Source organism: Streptomyces sp. 2-1 (genome assembly GCF_048564895.1).
Lineage (GTDB): Bacteria > Actinomycetota > Actinomycetes > Streptomycetales > Streptomycetaceae > Streptomyces > Streptomyces phaeochromogenes.
The window spans coordinates 11,292,368-11,308,303 of the sequence record NZ_CP183383.1; the positions used below are offsets into that span (position 1 = coordinate 11,292,368).

The following is a 15,936-nucleotide window of genomic DNA, read 5'->3' on the forward strand; positions in this document are numbered from 1 at the left end:
TGGTCCGCCTTAACAGCCGCCGTACTAGCTGGTAGTAGCGGCATTGAACCTGGAACGCTTCAGATGCCACCCATCGTGTGGTGCCTGTTCAGATCTGGTTCGTGCCACCGTCGACATAGATGTTCGCGCCGACGACGTAGCTGCTCTGTTCCGAGGCCAGGAAGGCCACGACTGCGGCGGCCTCCTCGGGCTGGCCCATGCGGCCCTTGGCCACGGTCGCGGCGACATTCTCCTTGACGGCCCGGGCGGTCTCCTCGTCGCCGAAAGCGGCGGTGCCCCCGGGAGTCTCGATCCATGCCGGCGAGACCGCGTTGACCCGGATGCCACGGCCCTTGAGCTCGTTGGACCACGTCCGCGCGAAGGACCGGACGGCCGCCTTCGACGCCGCGTACGCGCCGAACGCCTCCACTCCGCGGTCGCCGGCCGTCGAACCGACCAGGACGACCGAGGCTCCGTCGTTGAACAGCGGCAACGCCTTCTGCACGGTGAACAGCGTGCCTCGGACGTTGACCGCGAAGGTCTGGTCGAAGTGCTCCTCGGTGGTCTGTTCCAACGTCACGAACGCACCGACCGCAGCGTTCGCCACGAGCACGTCCAAACCCTTGCCCCGCGCCCGGACCGTAGGGGCATCTAACGGTTTGTCACTAGAGGCGAGGTTGTCCGGCCGTTCGTGGCGGTGTGCCTGCTCCAGCCCGGCCGTCCTCGCCCCTGCTCCTGGCTGGACCCACTTGCCACTTCGCCCGTCGGCAGCATTCGCTCCGACGGGTGGCTATGGGCCGTCGAGACTTGTGCAGGGTCGGCGGGCGCGCGGTCAGAACCAGTGCAGGCAGTGTGGGGGACGGTCGGTGCGGAAGAGGGAGTCGGCGAGGGTGGCTGCGTCTTGGTGGTGGGCTTGGATGTGTCCGGCACGTACGAGCGTGCTCGGGGCGGTGCCGCCGAGGTAGACGGAGCCCAGGTCGCGCACGTCCATGGACAGGTCGGGCTTCCGGTCCGTGGGGACGCAGTCGGCCTTGCCGTCCCGGACGGTCAGCAGGTAGCGGCCGTGTTCGCCGAAGAACGGGTCGTCGATGTCGAGGACGAGTTCGCCGTCCGTGAACCAGCCGCGCGCGGTCAGAGCACGCGGGACGTCCAGCAGTCGCACCCAGAGCCAGTCCATGTCGCTGCTCACCTCGCCGGCGCGGAAGTCCGCGAACTGCCAGCGCAGGGGGTGCCCGGGCGGGACGTGCTTGAACACGACCTGGGAGACCAGATCGTGTCCGAGTACGAACCGGGCCAGGGCCGTGAAGACGGCGTCGTCGGTGGCGATGGTCTCGTCGACCGTCAGGGTGCCGGACTCGGCCGAGTAGCTGGCGTACCCGTCCGGGACGCCGTCGGCGTCCCGGTGGACGGCGATGTAGCGCGGCGCCGGCGAGATCGGGGGCTGCCCCGCGCGCAAGGCCCACCAGCGGTGCGGACGGGACAGCGCGCCGGGCTGGGCGCGGCGGTACCGGTCGTAGACCTCTTCCAGAATCTCGCCGCACTCGGCCCGACGCAGCACCTCGACCGGGCCGTTGTCCGAGCGGGCCGCTGGTGCGTCGGCCACTGCGTGTGCCCGGGGAACGGCGAGGGCGGCCTTGTGGCGCGGCACTGTCAGCTGCGCGGTGTAGGTCGCCGGTCCGTAGCCGAACCTGCCGTAGATCGGGGCCTCAGAGGCCAGCAGCACGGAAAGGAACTCCCCGCCGGCCGTCGAGCCGGCCGCTGGTGGCGGCGCAGCAGCGATCGCGGCTTTCTCCGTCTGTCTCAGCCGTTGTGGTTCCGGTGGTCGCCCGCCGAGCATGAGCGGTCGCAGATGCCCCATTATCCGACTTTCTGGGGCTCCCTCGGCCAGTACCGGAACAACAGGGTTGCTGGCCGCAGGCGCTACGTAGGGTCCGGGGCATCGGCGAGGAGGGCGACGCCTGAGCCTCGCGGTGACAAGGAGGAGACAACGAATGAGCAATGTGGAGATTTGCCTCAAGGAGATCATAGCTTCGATCGAGGGCGCTTTAGGAACGGCTCTGGTCGACTACACCAGCGGTATGGCACTGGGCACTCTGGGGGGTAGCAAGGATCTCGACCTGACTGTTGCGGCGGCGGGCAACACGGACGTGATCCGGGCCAAGACCCGCACCATGGAACATCTCGGAATCAAGGCTGAGATCGAGGACATCCTGATCACGCTCAGCAGCCAATATCACATCCTCCGGCCGCTCAAGGGCCGTGGTGGCAACGGCTTGTTCCTCTACCTCGTACTCGACAAGAAGAAATCGAACCTCGCAATGGCCCGCCACCAGCTCAAGAGTGTCGAGACCCAACTGGACGTGTAGAAGGCTGGGTGCTCCAAGGTCCTGCACGCCCACGACTTGAAGATTTCTTCAACTGGGCACATTGAGATCAGATCAATCCCATGGGCGTGCGGGGCCGGATGCGCGAGGATCGGTCAGCAAGACCGCCTGCGGTGGCACGTACAGGGCCGCCGCGCCCGGATGCAGCCCGTCGAATGCGGCAGCAGGGAGCGATTGATCATGCAGGTCCCCCTCTATCAGGCCAAGGCCGAGTTCTTCCGGATGCTCGGACACCCGGTACGCATCCGGGTCCTGGAACTGCTGCAAAATGGCCCTGTCTCTGTCCGCGACCTGCTCAGCGAGATTGAGATCGAACCGTCCAGTCTCTCCCAGCAATTGGCCGTACTGCGACGCTCTGGGATCGTGGTGTCCATTCGGGAGGGCTCTACTGTCAGTTACGCCCTTGCAGGCGGTGATGTGGCCGAGCTCTTGCGTGCGGCTCGCCGGATCCTGACCGAATTGATCACTGGCCAGAGCGAGTTGCTCGCCGAACTCCAGCAGGCAGACCCCCGACCGGCCCTCACCCCCGGCGGAGCCGAACGGGTCTCCTGACGCTCAAGCCCTGTGGCCCAGCCTCGAACGCCAGGGCAGTCTTGTCCCCGCCTCAGCGGTTGCGACGTGGACGGGCAGCCGCCAATCGGATTTGGCGGCGATGATGAAATCGTCGTCGTGCATCACCGAGCCAAAGCAGTGCCGGTTTGTATTTGCTCATGTGGAGAGCGCATCGCTGCGTGAGCGCCTGTCAGGGCACGAACGGGTCGATTCGACCGTTGAATTACCGGCGGCGGTTCCTAGAGATTTTGTCATCGGCCAACTGGGCCCTGGTGTCGTAACCGAGAAAATGCGCAACCTGGTTGGGATGAGCGTCTTGTGCTCCGAGACTTCCAACTTCAGTTTGTTGCGCAGGAATACTTGGACCTTCGACTTGATCTCTTCGATCTCGAGCTTCGGCCCGTCTCCGTCTCCGAAGGGTGTCACTGATTCCTACTCAGGTTGAACTCGTGGAGTCCGGTGGTGGGCCGAAGCACGATAGGTGTCACCAAGGCAGCGTGTCGACACAAGGGCTGTCGGCCCCTGTCGGCGGTCAGGCGGTGAGTACCGTGCGCAGGGTGGTGGCCATCAGGTCGATGGCTTCCTTCCCGGCCGGTACCGGGCCGGTGTGGGTGAAGTAGTGGTCGACACCCTCGAAGCAACGGTGGGTGACTGGAACGCCGGCAGCTTCCAGGGCCTTGGCGTACGCATCGCCCTCGTTGCGCAGGCGATCGTTCTCCGCGGTGATGACCAGGGCGGGCGGCAGCCCGGCGAGGTCGTCGGCCAGTCCGGGCGACACCAGCGGATGGGCCAGGTCGGCGGGGTCAGAGACGTAGGCGGCGGTGAAGACCCGCATGAGCTGAGGGGTAAGCAGGGGCTTGACGATGGGTGACTGCTTGGTGGCCGGGTCGGCGAGCTGGTCGAGGGGTGCCGAGTCGATGATCTGGAGGCGGGGCGCGAAGGTGCCGCGGTCCCGAGCGGTGCGGCAGACCGCGGCGGTCAGGTTGGCCCCGGCGCTGTGTCCGCCCACGGCGAGTCGCGAACCGTCCCAGTTGTTGGCGCTGCCGTTCTCGGCCACCCAGGCGGTGACGTCGTACGCCTGGGTGACGGCTGCGGGGTACGGCCGCTGCGGGGCGACGGCGTAGTCCACGTTGATCACCACGCAGTCGGCCGTGGCGGCTATGTAGCGGCAGATGTGGTCGTCCTGCTCGGGGCGGGTGATCACGAACCCGCCGCCGTGGAAGTTGACGTACACGGGGGCAGGGGCTGCGGCGGCCGACGGGCGGTAGACGGTGCACGTCACCAGTCCGGCGCCGGTCTCCACCCGGATGGATTCCGTGCGCTTCGGGATGTCGGTGAAGCGCAGATCCTTGTGCACGCGGCTCATCATGCGGCCGAGCAACAGCTGAACCCCTCTGGCCTGGATTCTGGGCCTGAATGACATGACTGGGACCCCATCGCTACAAACTTCAAATATCAGGATTCCTGATAATGGAGGGTCGTCGCTGATCACGCAAGGGGTAAGCGCGAGCCGACTGCCGAAGGGGGATGGACGCTCCAGTCGTAGCGCCCCGCCTGTTCGTCCAGGCCGCGTGTGGCTCCAAGCCCACCTGGCTGCATCCGTCGGAGGCAGCCAAGGCGGCAGCAGCGGCCTGAGCCCCGGTCGAGTCCGCTCTCCTGGTGCGCAGCAGAACGGTGCCGACCATGGCGGCCACCGCGCCAGCGCGCAGCACGGCCGTCACGTCGGCGGCGTGGCGATTCCGCCCGCGGCGATGACGGGCAAGGCGACGGCGTGGCGGACGGCGGCGACCAGGTCGGGAAGCCGGACAAACTCTCGATCTTCGGTAGTGGTGACAGAAAGGCTGCTGAATGAGCATCTGTGAGAAGTTGAATGCCTCGTTGGTGCCAACAAGGCTGCCTCGCCTCGTCCTGTCGGCCAGCTCATCCGGCTTCACCGGTGACCAGTACTGGGCTTCGGCTCAGGTGGCGGTGACGGTTCTTGATCGTTGCGGTACGCGCATGGTGACGGGCTGACGCCCAAGGAGCAGGAAAGGCGGGAGCGGGTGCGCCTTGAGGCGGCCGAACGGTTCGCCCGCGGTGAGAGGACCGAGGCCGTCGCGAGAGGGCTTCGGGTGACGTCGCGGTCGGTGCGACGTTGGCGGCGGGAGTGGGAGGAGGGCGGTGCGGAAGCTCTGCGCTCGAAGGGGCTCCCGGCAGTGGGAGCGGCTGGAGCGGGAGTTGCAGCGAGGCCCGCTCGTGCACGGCTGGGACGACGGGTTCCAAGGGTGGACACTGAAGCGGGTCAAGCTCCTGATCGGGCGGATGTTCCGCATCGGGTACACGATCCAGGAGGTGTGGAAGCTGTTGCGGCGGCAGCGCTGGTCCGCGCAGCTGCCCCTGCGGCGGGCGATCGAACGCGACGACGAGGCGATCGAGGTGTGGAAGGCGAAGGTGTGGCCGCAGGTAAAAGGATCGCGGCGGACCTGGGCGCCCACATCTGCTTCGAGGACGAGGCAGGCCAGGGGCTGAGGCCGCCGAAGGGACACACCTGGGCACCGCGCGGAGCACGGCCGGTGGTGCGGGCGCGCGGACGCAACCGAGGACGGGTCACATCGCCGGCGTGGTCTTCTACCGCGTCGGACACCGCTCCAGGTTCTTCTACAAGCGGCACATCTGGCACGGGCGCCGGGGAGAGCCGAAGGCGTTCTCCTGGCGCCAGTACCGCGACCTGATCGTCATGACCCACATCCAGCTCGACACCCCGGTGGTGTGGTGCTGGGACAACCTGAACGTGCACCTGGTGAAGGAGCTGGCGGACTTCGCCGAGGAGCAACAGGACTGGTTGCAGATCTTCCAGATGCCCTCTTACGCACCGTAGCTGAACCCGGCCGAGGGGATCTGGTCGCTCCTCAAGCGGCACCTGGCCGACTTCGCCGCCGCCGACCTCACGCACCTCACCCGCGTGATCCAGCGGAAACTGAAGAAGATCCAGCGCTGGCCTCATCTGGTCGACGACTGTCTGCCACCCACCGGTCTGACCATGGACGAGGACGCGATCAGACCGCCGGACTCCACGAGTTCAACCTGAGTACGAGATGAACGCCCTTGCGGTGTGCCCGGAGTGCGGCCACGAATGGATTCCCGCGGAGGGTGGTGCGGAGGCCGTGGGCGCCGCGGGGGAGCGGGGTTGTCAAGGACTCCGTCGGCAATGTGCTGCAGGACGGCGGCAGTGTCGTGATCGTCAAGGCGCTCAAGGTCTAGGGGGAGCACTTCGGGGATCAAGGTGGGCACGAAGGTGCGCAGCATCCTGCTGGTCGACGGTGTCGACGGGCACGACATCGACTGCAAGATCGGATGGTTTAGGGGCAATACAACTTAAATCGAGCGTCGTCAGGAGGGCCTGATCCGCGACCGGTGGTGGACGATCGGTCACCTGTCACCTGTCACCTGTCACCTGACGGCAGCGCTGCTTCCGGTTGACCCGCCGCCCCACGCGTGGAGGATTCAGCACGGTGATAATCAGATGCTGAATTGCAAAATTTCGCAATTGATTAGATGCTGTGTTGGCTGTGCCCGCAGGTAGCCGCGGGCACAGCCGTCGCTTGCCCCGGGGTGGGGCGCTGTTGGGGAAGCCGAGGGGTTGTGTCCGTTCCGCTATACCAGGCCAAGGCCGAGTTCTTCCGGATGCTGGGGCATCCCGTACGGATACGAGTGCTGGAGCTGCTGCAGGACGGGCCGCTGCCGGTACGGGATCTGCTGGCCGCGATCGAGGTGGAGCCGTCCAGCCTGTCGCAGCAGCTGGCGGTGTTGCGCCGCTCCGGGATCGTTGCCTCCACGCGGGAGGGCTCGACGGTTGTGTACGAGCTGGCCGGTGGGGACGTCGCCGACCTGTTGGGGGCCGCTCGCCGGATCCTGACGGAGATGCTGGCCGGGCGCAACGTACTGCTGGCCGAGCTGCGGGAAGCCGGGGTCGCCGCGCGATGACGTCTGCCCTCACGAAGATCGGGAGCCGGTTCGCCGCGCTCATGCCCGGTCGTTCCGATCTGGCGGAGATGCGCCGCGACCCGCGCCGGGACCTGCTGGCCGGCCTCACAGTGGCGATCGTCGCGCTGCCGCTCGCACTCGGCTTCGGCGTCTCCTCCGGGCTCGGTGCCGAGGCGGGGCTGGCGACCGCGGTCGTCGCCGGTGCGCTCGCCGCGGTGTTCGGCGGATCGAACCTGCAGGTGTCCGGGCCGACGGGCGCGATGACGGTGGTGCTGGTGCCGATCGTCGCGCAGCACGGGCCGTCTGGTGTTTTGTCCGTGGGGCTGATGGCGGGTGGGATGCTCGTGGCGCTCGCCCTGCTCCGGGCTGGGAAGTATATGCAGTACGTGCCCGCGCCGGTCGTGGAGGGCTTCACTCTCGGCATCGCCTGCGTGATCGGCCTGCAGCAGATCCCCAACGCTCTGGGGGTGCCCAAGCCGGAGGGCGACCGCGTCCTCGTGGTGACCTGGCGGGCCCTGGAGGAGTTCGCGAAGAACCCGAACTGGACCGCCGCCGCCTTTGCTCTGGCGGTCGCCGCCGTGATGCTGATGGGCGCTCGTTGGCGGCCCACGATCCCCTTCTCCATCCTGGCGGTGATTGCGGCGACCCTCGTGGCGCAGACGGCGGGCCTGGACGCGGCGAAGCCGATCGGGGACCTGCCCTCCGGACTGCCCGCGCCTTCGCTTTCCTTCGTGGACCTGGGCGCCCTCGGCTCTCTGCTTGCTCCGGCGGTGGCGGTGGCGTCGCTGGCAGCTCTGGAGTCCCTGCTGTCGGCCTCGGTCGCCGACGGCATGACGGTCGGTCAGAAGCATGATCCGGACCGCGAGTTGTTCGGGCAGGGCCTGGCCAACATCGCCGCCCCGCTGTTCGGTGGCGTTCCGGCGACCGGCGCGATCGCACGGACCGCGGTCAATGTCCGTACCGGCGCCGGGTCCAGGCTGGCGGCCCTTGTCCACGCTGCGGTCCTCGCGGTGATTGTTTTTGCGGCCGCGCCCCTGGTGTCCAGGATTCCGCTGGCCGCGCTCGCGGGCGTGCTGCTGGCCACTGCGATCCGCATGGTGGAGGTCGGCTCGCTGCGCGCGATGGCGAAGGCCACCCGCTCCGATGCCCTGATCCTCGTGCTGACCGCCGTCGCGACGCTCGCGCTCGACCTCGTCTACGCCGTGATCATCGGCCTGGTCGTCGCGGGCGCACTCGCCCTGCGCGCGGTGGCCAAGCAGGCCCGCCTGGACCAAGTGCCGCTCGACCGCGGCGACCACGGCGTCGAAGAGCACGCGCTGCTCGCCGAGCACATCGTCGCCTATCGCATCGACGGTCCGCTGTTCTTCGCCGCCGCCCACCGCTTCCTCCTTGAGCTGGCCGAGGTCGCCGACGTCCGCGTCGTCATCCTGCGGATGTCCCGGGTGACGACCATCGACGCCACCGGCGCCCTTGTCCTCAAGGACGCGGTCACCAAGCTCAACCGGCGAGGCATCGTCGTCATGGCTTCCGGGATCCGCTCAGATCAGCGTCAGGTTCTGCACTCGGTCGGCGCGCTGGAACTGCTGCGTTTCAAGGGAGGCGAGTACGCCACCACGCCCGAAGCGATCCAGGGCGCCCGCATCTACCTGGAGGGCGTCGGCCTGCTGCCGCCGCTGCCCGTCCGGAAGCCGCGATCGGTGAGCGAGAAGGCAGAGGAAACAGTCGGATGAGCACTCCACCCGCGCTCTTGCGCGTGGTCGAGGTTTCCGGGGCCGAGGCCATGTGGCTCATCGAGGGCAGTTCACTGGGACGGCTGGTATACACACAGCGGGAGACGACCGTCATCCGGCCGGGTCGGCACACGTGGGAGTTCGGGCGGCTGGTGGTGCGCACGCCCACGCCAGCGGCCGCAGTCCCGGCGACAGCGACGTATCACGTGGACGAGATCCGTGCGGTCGGTGGTACCGGCTGGACGGCCACCGTCGCCGGACGCCTCGATGTGATCACCGATCCCGACGAGGCCGCCCACTACCAGCGCACTCTCACCGGCTGGACGCACGGCCCGCACGACACACTGCTGCGCCTGCACCCCAAGACCGTGACCGGATTCCGCCTTGCCCGCGCGGAGGCGTGATGAGTGCCCGGCTCGACGCCCTGCCCTACCGGCATGTGCTGACCCTGCCGACGATGCCGTCCGCGGTCCGCACGGCACGGGAGACCGCCGAGCAGGCCCTGGCCGAGTGGGGCATAAACCCGCGCCATCCCACCGTCGGCCCGGCCCTGCTGATCCTCAGCGAGCTGGTCACCAACAGCGTCCGGCACGCCGCGGCGCTCTCCCCTCAGGTGACCGTCATCTACGCAGCCAGCGAGGACTGCCTGGCCTTCGCCGTCCACGACCGCCACCCCTACCAGCCCGCGCTGTACGGCGCGATCACCGACACCGGGGCGGGCGGCCTGGCCACCGTCATGGAGCTCACCCTCGGTCTGGGCGGCACCGCGGTCGTCCGTAGCGACGCCGACGGCAAGGGCAAGAGCATCTGGATCACCCTCCCCCTCTGAACCAACAGGCTGACCGTGCAGGGAAGTTGACGACCATGACCATCGAGTGGCGCTACACCGTCGAACAGGACCTCAGCATCCTGTCCGTCTCCGGATACCTGGGCCCGGACGCCGTCCACCGCTTTGCGGGTGCCGTCGGCTGGGTGGTGGGACGAGGAAGTGGTCCGGTCATCGTCGACCTGACCGCACTGCGCAGCTGGTCGGCCGAGGGGCAGCTGGCCATCATCGAAGCGGCCCGTCGCCTCGCCGAAGCGGGCCGCAACCTGGAACTGGCCGCGATCCCTGCTGACGGATACCTCGTTCCCGGCACGGACTGCCCGTCCATCCCCGTGCACCCTGACCGGGCCGGCGCGCTCGCTGCCCACAGCCCGCGGCACGGCGAGCCGCCACAGGGCGAAAGCTGCTACAGATTTTCTAGTCATTCATAGTCATCCCTAGTCGTGCGTCTCGCGTACTTGGTTTCGTGAAGCTTTCGGAGTGGGCCCGTCAGCAGGGCGTGAGCTACCAGACCGCCTTGCACCGGGTGCTGTCCGACCCGCAGGCGGCGGTGATCGTGGTCGAGCACCGTGACCGGCTGGCCCGGTTCGGCGTCGAGCACCTGGAGGCCGCGCTGTCGGCGTCCGGGCGGCGCCTGGTCGTCCTCGACCCCACCGAGACCGCCGATGACCTGGTACGCGACATCACCGAGGTGCTCACCTCCATGTGCGCGCGCCGGTACGGGCGGCGGGCCGCGAAGAACCGGGCTGCCCGCGCGGTGGCCGTAGCGACCGGCGAGGCCGCCGAGTGAAGAAGTTCCAGCCTCAGCCCGGGTTCGTGGTGCAGGCGTTCCGCTTCGCACTGGACCCGAACGCCGCCCAGGAGCATGCCCTGCGCTCGCACTGCGGCGCGTGCCGTCTACAACTGGGCCGTCGGCTGGGTGACCGCCATCTGGTGGCAGCGCCGCGCAGAGGAGTCCTACGGCATCGGCGAGGCCGGGCTGACCAAGTGGCGGCCGTGGTCGCTGCCCGCGCTGCGGAAGGCGTTCAACAAGGCCAAGCACACCGATCCGAGGTTCGCCGCCTGATGGGAGGAGAACTCCAAGGAGGCGTACTCCACCGGCCTGGCGAACGCGTCGGCCGCGTTCGACAACTACGCGAAGTCCAAGAACGGCAAGCGGCGCGGCAAGCGGATGGGTGCGCCGCGGTTCAAGTCGAAGCGCAAGGCGCGCCTTGCCTGCCGGTTCACCACCGGCGTGATCCGCGTGGACGCTGACGGCCGTCACGTCACCCTGCCCCGGCTGGACACGATCCGCACCCACGAGCCCACGGTGAAGCTCCTTGCCCGCGTCCAGGCCGGGACGGCCCGGATCCTGTCCGCGACCGTGCGGCACGAGCGCGGACGCTGGTTCGTCTCGTTCCAGGCCGAGGTCAAGCGGGACCTCGAACGCGTGGCGCGGCCGGACGTGGCGGTCGGTATCGACCTGGGGGTGAAGACCCTCGCGGTCATGGCCGACAGCACGGGCGAGATCCGAACCGTCGCGAATCCCGGGCACTACGACCGAGCACGCAGGCAGCTGCGCCGCGCCTCCCGGACCGTGTCCCGCCGTCAGGGCCCCGACCGGCGGACCGGGCAGAAGCCGTCGAAGCGGCGGGAGAAGGCCAACGCCGCCCGCAACAAGGTGCATCACCGGGTGGCCAACCTCCGCGCGGACGCCCTGCACAAGCTCACCACCGCCGTGGCGGCCGAGTACGGCACGGTCGTGGTCGAAGACCTCAACGTCGCCGGGATGCTCCGCAACCGGCGTCTCGCGCGAAGGATCGCCGACGCCGGGTTCGGGGAGATCCGCCGCCAGCTCACCTACAAGACCCGCCAGCGCCACGCCACCCGCACTATCGCGGCGGACCGCTGGTACCCCTCCTCGAAGACCTGTTCCGGGTGCGGCGCGGTGAAAGCCACACTGTCGCTGCACGTGAGGACCTACCAGTGCGACGCCTGCGGTCTGGTCATCGACCGGGACGACAACGCCGCACTCAACCTCGCCGCGCTCGCGGTAGCCGCAACAACGGGTACCGGAGTGGCCGGAGACCAGGACGCCCAAGCGGTGTCGAAGCCTCGTGGAGCCGACCAGAAGACCCGCACCACCCGCCCCCGCCGCAAGGCGGAGGCGTCGCGGACAGGTGGCGCAACCCTGCCGCACCAGCGGCAGACGGAAGCGAGAGACCGTACTCAAGCCGAAGCCCTCACGCTCTGGTGACGAGATGGACCTTCCGGGCGGAAACATCCGGAATGCTGAGACCTGACTACGGTCCCGGCAACGGCGCAACGAGTGGCAGACGACAGGGTGGCCGAGCGGAGCTTATGCGGGAGAGTGATCGCCGGGTTCAGCCGGGGGCGAAGGCGCCATCGCCGTCCCGGACGGGCACGAGGGCGCAGGTGTCCTCCTCGGTGGCGATGGCTACGTCCTCGGTGAAGCCCGCAGCGGTCAGCTGACGGCCGGACACGCTGGCGGCGACCGCGTGGGTGAGGTCGGCGGTCCCCTCGTAGGCCGCTTTCGCGGCGGCCGCCTCGGCGGACAGCGGTCCCGCGCCCTGGGCGTGCAGGTCGCAGATGAGGGCGCCGGCGCCGAACAGGTCTTCCAGCGCGGGGCGCAGGGTACCGTCCGGCCATTGCTCGCCTGCGGCGATCACGGCTACCGGTTGTTCGGGCGTGCCGTAGCCGCGGGCGGTGAGCCAGCTGCCGACCGCGGTTATGTTGCGCAGACAGGCGGCGACCACCAGCGCACGCGGTGACAGGGCCGCGGTGATCGCCGCGCCGTTCGGGCACGGCAGCACTAGGCGGGCGACGTACGGGGCGCGGCGCAGGTGTGTTGGGGAGAGGGACCAAGGATTGTCGGGTGTGACGGCAGTGCGGGCAACGGCCAGCCGCGCATCGCACAGCTGCGCGTAACTGGCCGCGGCCTTCTGCGATGCGGTCCGCTCGGCCGTGGTGGCAGGGTCGGCGGGCATCCAGAACGGGAGGACCCGGATGCCCTGCCCGACGGCGACACTCACCGTCGTGGTGAAGGACAGCACATCGACAATGACCAAACAGGCGGCCTCGGTGACGAGGCGACCCGCTCCGGCTGGACCCCACTCGAAGCGGATCCCGCTGCCGCACTGGACGGCCCAGTCACCCATGCCCCACCTTCCTGTGCGGATCCGTATGCGGTGCGTGGGTCAGCTCCGCTTGCCGTCCGACGCAGGTATGGCACTGCGGCTGCCGAAGGACAGCTTCGGCATGCGTGCCTTGTCGCACCGCGGGCACTGCCCGTCCGGGCCGACAGCGCTGGGCCGGCACTTGAGACGGCAGGCGGGGCGCTTGAACCAGGCGACGTCGGTACCGCGCAGCGCAATGATTCTCACGCATGCCTCTCTCACACCACGTATGGAGTTGCTAATCTTAGCAATTAGTGATGTCGTCGCCGCTTGTTTCGGGCGGCCCGGTTCTCGTGCTCGGATTCGGCGGGGCCGGGGCCACGGGCGAGGATGGTCCGCATGTGTGTGACGAATGGGTGGACGCGATACGCCGAGGACTGGCCGATACGGCCCTACTGCTCCGCCGGACAGGAGACGGCACGATGAGCACGCCGCTGTACCAACTCAAGGCCGAGTTCTTCAAAACCCTCGGCCACCCGGCGCGCATCCGGGTCCTGGAGCTGCTGAGTGAGCGTGAGCATGCGGTCGCGGAGATGCTGCCCGAGGTGGGAATCGAGCCGGCCCATCTCTCGCAGCAGCTCGCGGTACTGCGCCGGGCGAATCTCGTGGTGACCCGCAAGGAAGGTTCGACCGTCTACTACTCGCTGACCAGCCCGCACGTGGCAGAACTGCTGCGGGTGGCGCGCACCATCCTGTCTGGCGTGCTCGCCGGACAGGCCGAGCTGCTCGCCGATCTGCAGACCGCCCAGTCGGAGGCGAAACCGCCGTCCTAGCGACGGCCCTCAATAGGCGGCCGCTTCCCGTCTGTGGTGCGGGAAGTGGCCGCTTCACCCCCTGGGCACTGTTTCTCGGGTCATGTGCGGAGCCAGATGAGGAGGGTTGCGAGGGTGACGGTGTCGAGGTAGATGTAGGCGCGTTTCTCGTAGCGGGTGGCGAGCGAGCGGAAGTTCTTCAGTCGGTTGATGGCGCGTTCGACGGTGTTGCGTTTCTTGTAGCGTTCGCTGTCGAAGCCGGTGGGCCGGCCGCCTCGGGAGCCTCGATTGTGCCGGTGTCTTTGCTGGTCGAGTCGTTCCGGCATGGTGTGCTGGATTCCGCGTCGTCGCAGGTAACGGCGGTTTCGCCGGGACGTGTAGGCCTTGTCCGCCAGGACGTGGTCAGGGCGGGTGCGGGGCCGTCCGACTCCGGTGCGGGGCACGGTGATCTGTTCCAGCACGCGTTCGAACTGGGGGCCGTCACCGTAGTGCCCGGGAGTCAGGATGAAGGCGATGGGCCGGCCTCGTCCGTCGGCGTCGAGATGGACCTTGGTGGTGAACCCTCCGCGGGAACGTCCCAGGCATTCGCCGATCTGACCACCTCCTCCAGCCGGACGAGCAACTTCCCCAAGACTGGATCGACCTGGTTCGTCCCTGGGGCGGCCCCCTTTTGAGCAATCGCGGCCGGGAGCGTCTTCCTTGCGCCGGCGGCGTGTTGGTGGGCCCTGACCGCTGTTGAGTCGACCGACACGTCCCAGTCGATTCCGCCCACGGCGTCCTCGGCGGCCTGGACCTTCGACAGGAGCATCTTCCACGTTCCGTCAGCCGACCAGCGGCGATGCCGTTCGTAGACGGTCTCCCACGGTCCGAACCGCTCGGGAAGGTCCCGCCACTGCACATCCGTCCGCACCCGGTACAGCACCCCGTTGATGACCCGGCGGTGATCACTCCACCGACCCCCACGCGCACCACCACGAGGTAAGAACGACTCCAGCCGATCCCACTCCGCATTCGTTAAATCCCCACGGCCCATACAGCCAGCCTGACCCCAACACCCCACTCACATCAGGAGATCCGAGAAACAGCGCCTAAGTGCCGTAACGCCGGTGGCCTGTTGGACACCGGCGGACAAGACCTCACCGTGTCAGGGAGGGTTCATGGGCCTGCTGCGCAAGATCCGCGACACCGGGCGGGCGGCCGAGCCCGCCCTGCCCCGGCCGGAGGGGCGAACAGTCGCCCGCGGCACGCGAACTGGGCGGATCGGTGCAGGCGCGCCGCGTGGCCGCGGTCTCCTGCAACGACTGCGAAATCGAGATCGCGGGAGCCTTCAATCCCGTCTATGACGCCGAGCGGTACGGGGCGCGGCTGGTGGCCTCGCCCGGCACGCGGACGTGGCACTGGTGACCGGGCCCGTCACCGGGGAACATGGCCGAGCCGCTGCGCCGTACGGTCGCCGCGATGGGTGAGCCGCGGCTGGTGATCGCGGTCGGCGACTGCGCGATCAACTGCGGGCAGTTCGCGGGCGGCCATGGCGTGCAGGTCGCCGCGGCCGACGTTGTACCGGTGGATCTGGCAGTGCCTGGGTGCCTGCCTCGGCCGGAGGAGATCACTGCGGCGTTGAGGAGAGTGACTGGGCGGTGAGCCTGATTCCGGTCGCCCTCGCGACAGCCACCGGGCCGGGCGTGGCGGGTGCGTCGGCCGGACTGGTGCTGCCGCAGCGGGTGTGCAGCGCGGTGGTGGGTGTGTTGATGTCGGGTGTGGGGGTGGCTGGTGGTGCGTCGGGTGTGGCTGCAATGGGAAGAGGCCGCTGGTCGGCCGATATCTCCGGGCTGCTCCCGCTGGCCGGGGCGCATGTGGCGGCGGACGCGCTGTCGGGCTTATTCATGGCGGTGGCCGGGGCCGTGGTGGCGGTCTACGGCATCGGCTACGTGGCCGGAGACGGCGCGCACGGCCTCGGCTCGCGGGGCGCGCAGGCAGTGCTGCCGCTGTTCGCCTTGAGTCTGCTGCTGGCACTTGCAGCCTCCTCGGTCTCCATCCTCTTGATGCTGTGGGAGCTGATGGCCCTCACTTCGCTGTTGGCGATGCTCGCGGAGCACCGGGCCCGGCCGTCGGTGCGCGAGGCGAGCGTCTGGTATGCGGTGATGACCCACCTGGAGGCGGGCTGGTGCGGGTCGGGTTCGATCTGTTGGGCGGGGGACCAGCCTGATGGTGAGGGGCATCGGGGGGCCTGTCGCGTTCGCCCACCGCGTGGCGAGCAGCTTCTGGACGGCGAGTGCGGCGTCGTCATCGGCGGCTGCGACCTCGACCACGGCCAGTCGCGGCTCTGCACGCCCACCTGCGTCGGCGCAGCGCCAACGTCCGCCACCACGACGTCCTGGCAGCCGAACGCGAGGAACGCGCCCGCATCCGCAGCGAGAAGGGCATCCGCTGGGGTGGACGCTCTATCAAGACCACGGCTTGGCCCGGCCCGGCGAACCTATCCGATCACAGCGCCAGCATCAGGCGGGCGAGCCGAGCTCGAGGGTCACGATGTCCGAGAGGCGTTGTGCGGTGGCGAAGCCGAGGGTGAGACGG

General features: G+C 68.5%; 16 protein-coding genes and 7 pseudogenes. 16 read left to right on the forward strand and 7 right to left on the reverse strand.

Translation table 11 applies throughout. The features are described from left to right. Positions 1-88: 88 nt before the first annotated feature. Both ACN20J_RS49235 and ACN20J_RS49240 read right to left on the reverse strand, forming a co-directional pair. Positions 89-622, reverse strand: a pseudogene (locus tag ACN20J_RS49235) (SDR family NAD(P)-dependent oxidoreductase); the annotation flags it as partial. Between the two features lie 189 nt (positions 623-811). Further along, positions 812-1,969, reverse strand: a pseudogene (locus tag ACN20J_RS49240) (sterol carrier protein domain-containing protein); the annotation flags it as partial. A gap of 1 nt (position 1,970) precedes the next feature. Here ACN20J_RS49240 and ACN20J_RS49245 point away from each other — a divergent pair. Continuing rightward, positions 1,971-2,345 (forward strand): hypothetical protein, encoded by a 375-nt coding sequence (locus ACN20J_RS49245; protein ID WP_190231856.1) that lies wholly within the window; start codon positions 1,971-1,973, stop codon positions 2,343-2,345. 198 nt (positions 2,346-2,543) lie between these two features. Beyond that, a complete protein-coding gene (locus ACN20J_RS49250) occupies positions 2,544-2,915 on the forward strand; it encodes an ArsR/SmtB family transcription factor (protein WP_190231857.1) in 372 nt (123 codons plus the stop codon). 532 nt (positions 2,916-3,447) lie between these two features. Here ACN20J_RS49250 and ACN20J_RS49255 read toward each other — a convergent pair. Then, positions 3,448-4,281, reverse strand: a complete 834-nt coding sequence (locus tag ACN20J_RS49255) for an alpha/beta hydrolase (RefSeq protein ID WP_246575627.1) — start codon at positions 4,279-4,281, stop codon at positions 3,448-3,450. Between the two features lie 619 nt (positions 4,282-4,900). Between ACN20J_RS49255 and ACN20J_RS49260 the strand changes: the two are divergent. The 11 genes and pseudogenes from ACN20J_RS49260 to tnpB all read left to right on the forward strand — a co-directional run bounded on the left by ACN20J_RS49260 (position 4,901) and on the right by tnpB (position 11,670). Continuing rightward, a pseudogene (locus ACN20J_RS49260) lies at positions 4,901-5,982 on the forward strand (IS630 family transposase). 7 nt (positions 5,983-5,989) lie between these two features. After that, positions 5,990-6,298 (forward strand): annotated as a pseudogene (locus ACN20J_RS49265) (zinc ribbon domain-containing protein YjdM). A 238-nt stretch (positions 6,299-6,536) separates the two neighbouring features. Continuing rightward, positions 6,537-6,878: an ArsR/SmtB family transcription factor gene (locus ACN20J_RS49270; protein WP_189844471.1), complete on the forward strand. Its 342-nt coding sequence runs from the start codon at positions 6,537-6,539 to the stop codon at positions 6,876-6,878. After that, positions 6,875-8,608, forward strand: coding sequence for a SulP family inorganic anion transporter (locus tag ACN20J_RS49275; RefSeq protein WP_361998728.1), 1,734 nt, complete (start codon positions 6,875-6,877; stop codon positions 8,606-8,608). Before ACN20J_RS49270 ends, ACN20J_RS49275 begins: the two co-directional genes overlap by 4 nt. Next, the gene (locus tag ACN20J_RS49280) at positions 8,605-9,012 is read left to right on the forward strand and encodes a pyridoxamine 5'-phosphate oxidase family protein (protein WP_361998730.1); all 408 of its coding nucleotides are present in this window, start codon (positions 8,605-8,607) and stop codon (positions 9,010-9,012) included. The genes ACN20J_RS49275 and ACN20J_RS49280 overlap by 4 nt, the downstream gene beginning before the upstream one ends. Beyond that, entirely contained in the window at positions 9,012-9,437 is a 426-nt protein-coding gene (locus ACN20J_RS49285) for an ATP-binding protein (protein WP_189844474.1), read from the forward strand. Before ACN20J_RS49280 ends, ACN20J_RS49285 begins: the two co-directional genes overlap by 1 nt. 35 nt (positions 9,438-9,472) lie before the next feature. After that, a complete protein-coding gene (locus ACN20J_RS49290) occupies positions 9,473-9,865 on the forward strand; it encodes an STAS domain-containing protein (protein WP_189844475.1) in 393 nt (130 codons plus the stop codon). A 95-nt stretch (positions 9,866-9,960) separates the two neighbouring features. Beyond that, positions 9,961-10,224, forward strand: a pseudogene (locus ACN20J_RS49295) (IS607 family transposase); the annotation flags it as partial. A 29-nt stretch (positions 10,225-10,253) separates the two neighbouring features. Further along, positions 10,254-10,298: pseudogene (locus tag ACN20J_RS49300) on the forward strand (hypothetical protein); the annotation flags it as partial. Between the two features lies 1 nt (position 10,299). Continuing rightward, on the forward strand, positions 10,300-10,500 hold the full coding sequence (locus tag ACN20J_RS49305) for a hypothetical protein (protein ID WP_259334087.1): 201 nt from the start codon (positions 10,300-10,302) through the stop codon (positions 10,498-10,500). Positions 10,501-10,536: 36 nt separating this feature from the next. Then, complete coding sequence (gene tnpB / locus ACN20J_RS49310) at positions 10,537-11,670, forward strand: IS607 family element RNA-guided endonuclease TnpB (protein ID WP_419669095.1); 1,134 nt, start codon at positions 10,537-10,539, stop codon at positions 11,668-11,670. Positions 11,671-11,797: 127 nt separating this feature from the next. Here the strand turns inward: tnpB and ACN20J_RS49315 are convergent, their stop codons facing one another. Continuing rightward, entirely contained in the window at positions 11,798-12,592 is a 795-nt protein-coding gene (locus tag ACN20J_RS49315) for a 2-phosphosulfolactate phosphatase (protein ID WP_361915649.1), read from the reverse strand. A 39-nt stretch (positions 12,593-12,631) separates the two neighbouring features. Then, a complete protein-coding gene (locus ACN20J_RS49320) occupies positions 12,632-12,817 on the reverse strand; it encodes a hypothetical protein (protein WP_189844478.1) in 186 nt (61 codons plus the stop codon). Positions 12,818-13,032: 215 nt separating this feature from the next. Between ACN20J_RS49320 and ACN20J_RS49325 the strand changes: the two genes are divergently transcribed. Beyond that, entirely contained in the window at positions 13,033-13,383 is a 351-nt protein-coding gene (locus tag ACN20J_RS49325) for an ArsR/SmtB family transcription factor (protein WP_189844479.1), read from the forward strand. 80 nt (positions 13,384-13,463) lie between these two features. Here the strand turns inward: ACN20J_RS49325 and ACN20J_RS49330 are convergent. After that, a protein-coding gene (locus ACN20J_RS49330; protein WP_419668720.1) for an IS5 family transposase occupies positions 13,464-14,395 on the reverse strand; the annotation gives its coding sequence in 2 pieces (ribosomal slippage) (positions 13,464-14,009 and positions 14,012-14,395; 930 coding nt in all). Between the two features lie 392 nt (positions 14,396-14,787). Here ACN20J_RS49330 and ACN20J_RS49335 point away from each other — a divergent pair. Then, positions 14,788-15,003 carry a hypothetical protein gene (locus ACN20J_RS49335; protein WP_259334088.1) on the forward strand — a complete coding sequence of 72 codons (216 nt, stop codon included), beginning with the start codon at positions 14,788-14,790 and terminating at the stop codon, positions 15,001-15,003. A 236-nt stretch (positions 15,004-15,239) separates the two neighbouring features. Here ACN20J_RS49335 and ACN20J_RS49340 read toward each other — a convergent pair whose 3' ends face one another. Then, positions 15,240-15,671 carry a DUF6207 family protein gene (locus ACN20J_RS49340; RefSeq protein ID WP_361998740.1) on the reverse strand — a complete coding sequence of 144 codons (432 nt, stop codon included), beginning with the start codon at positions 15,669-15,671 and terminating at the stop codon, positions 15,240-15,242. Between the two features lie 11 nt (positions 15,672-15,682). Here ACN20J_RS49340 and ACN20J_RS49345 point away from each other — a divergent pair. Then, positions 15,683-15,802 (forward strand): annotated as a pseudogene (locus ACN20J_RS49345) (IS630 family transposase); the annotation flags it as partial. Between the last annotated feature and the right edge of the window lie 134 nt (positions 15,803-15,936).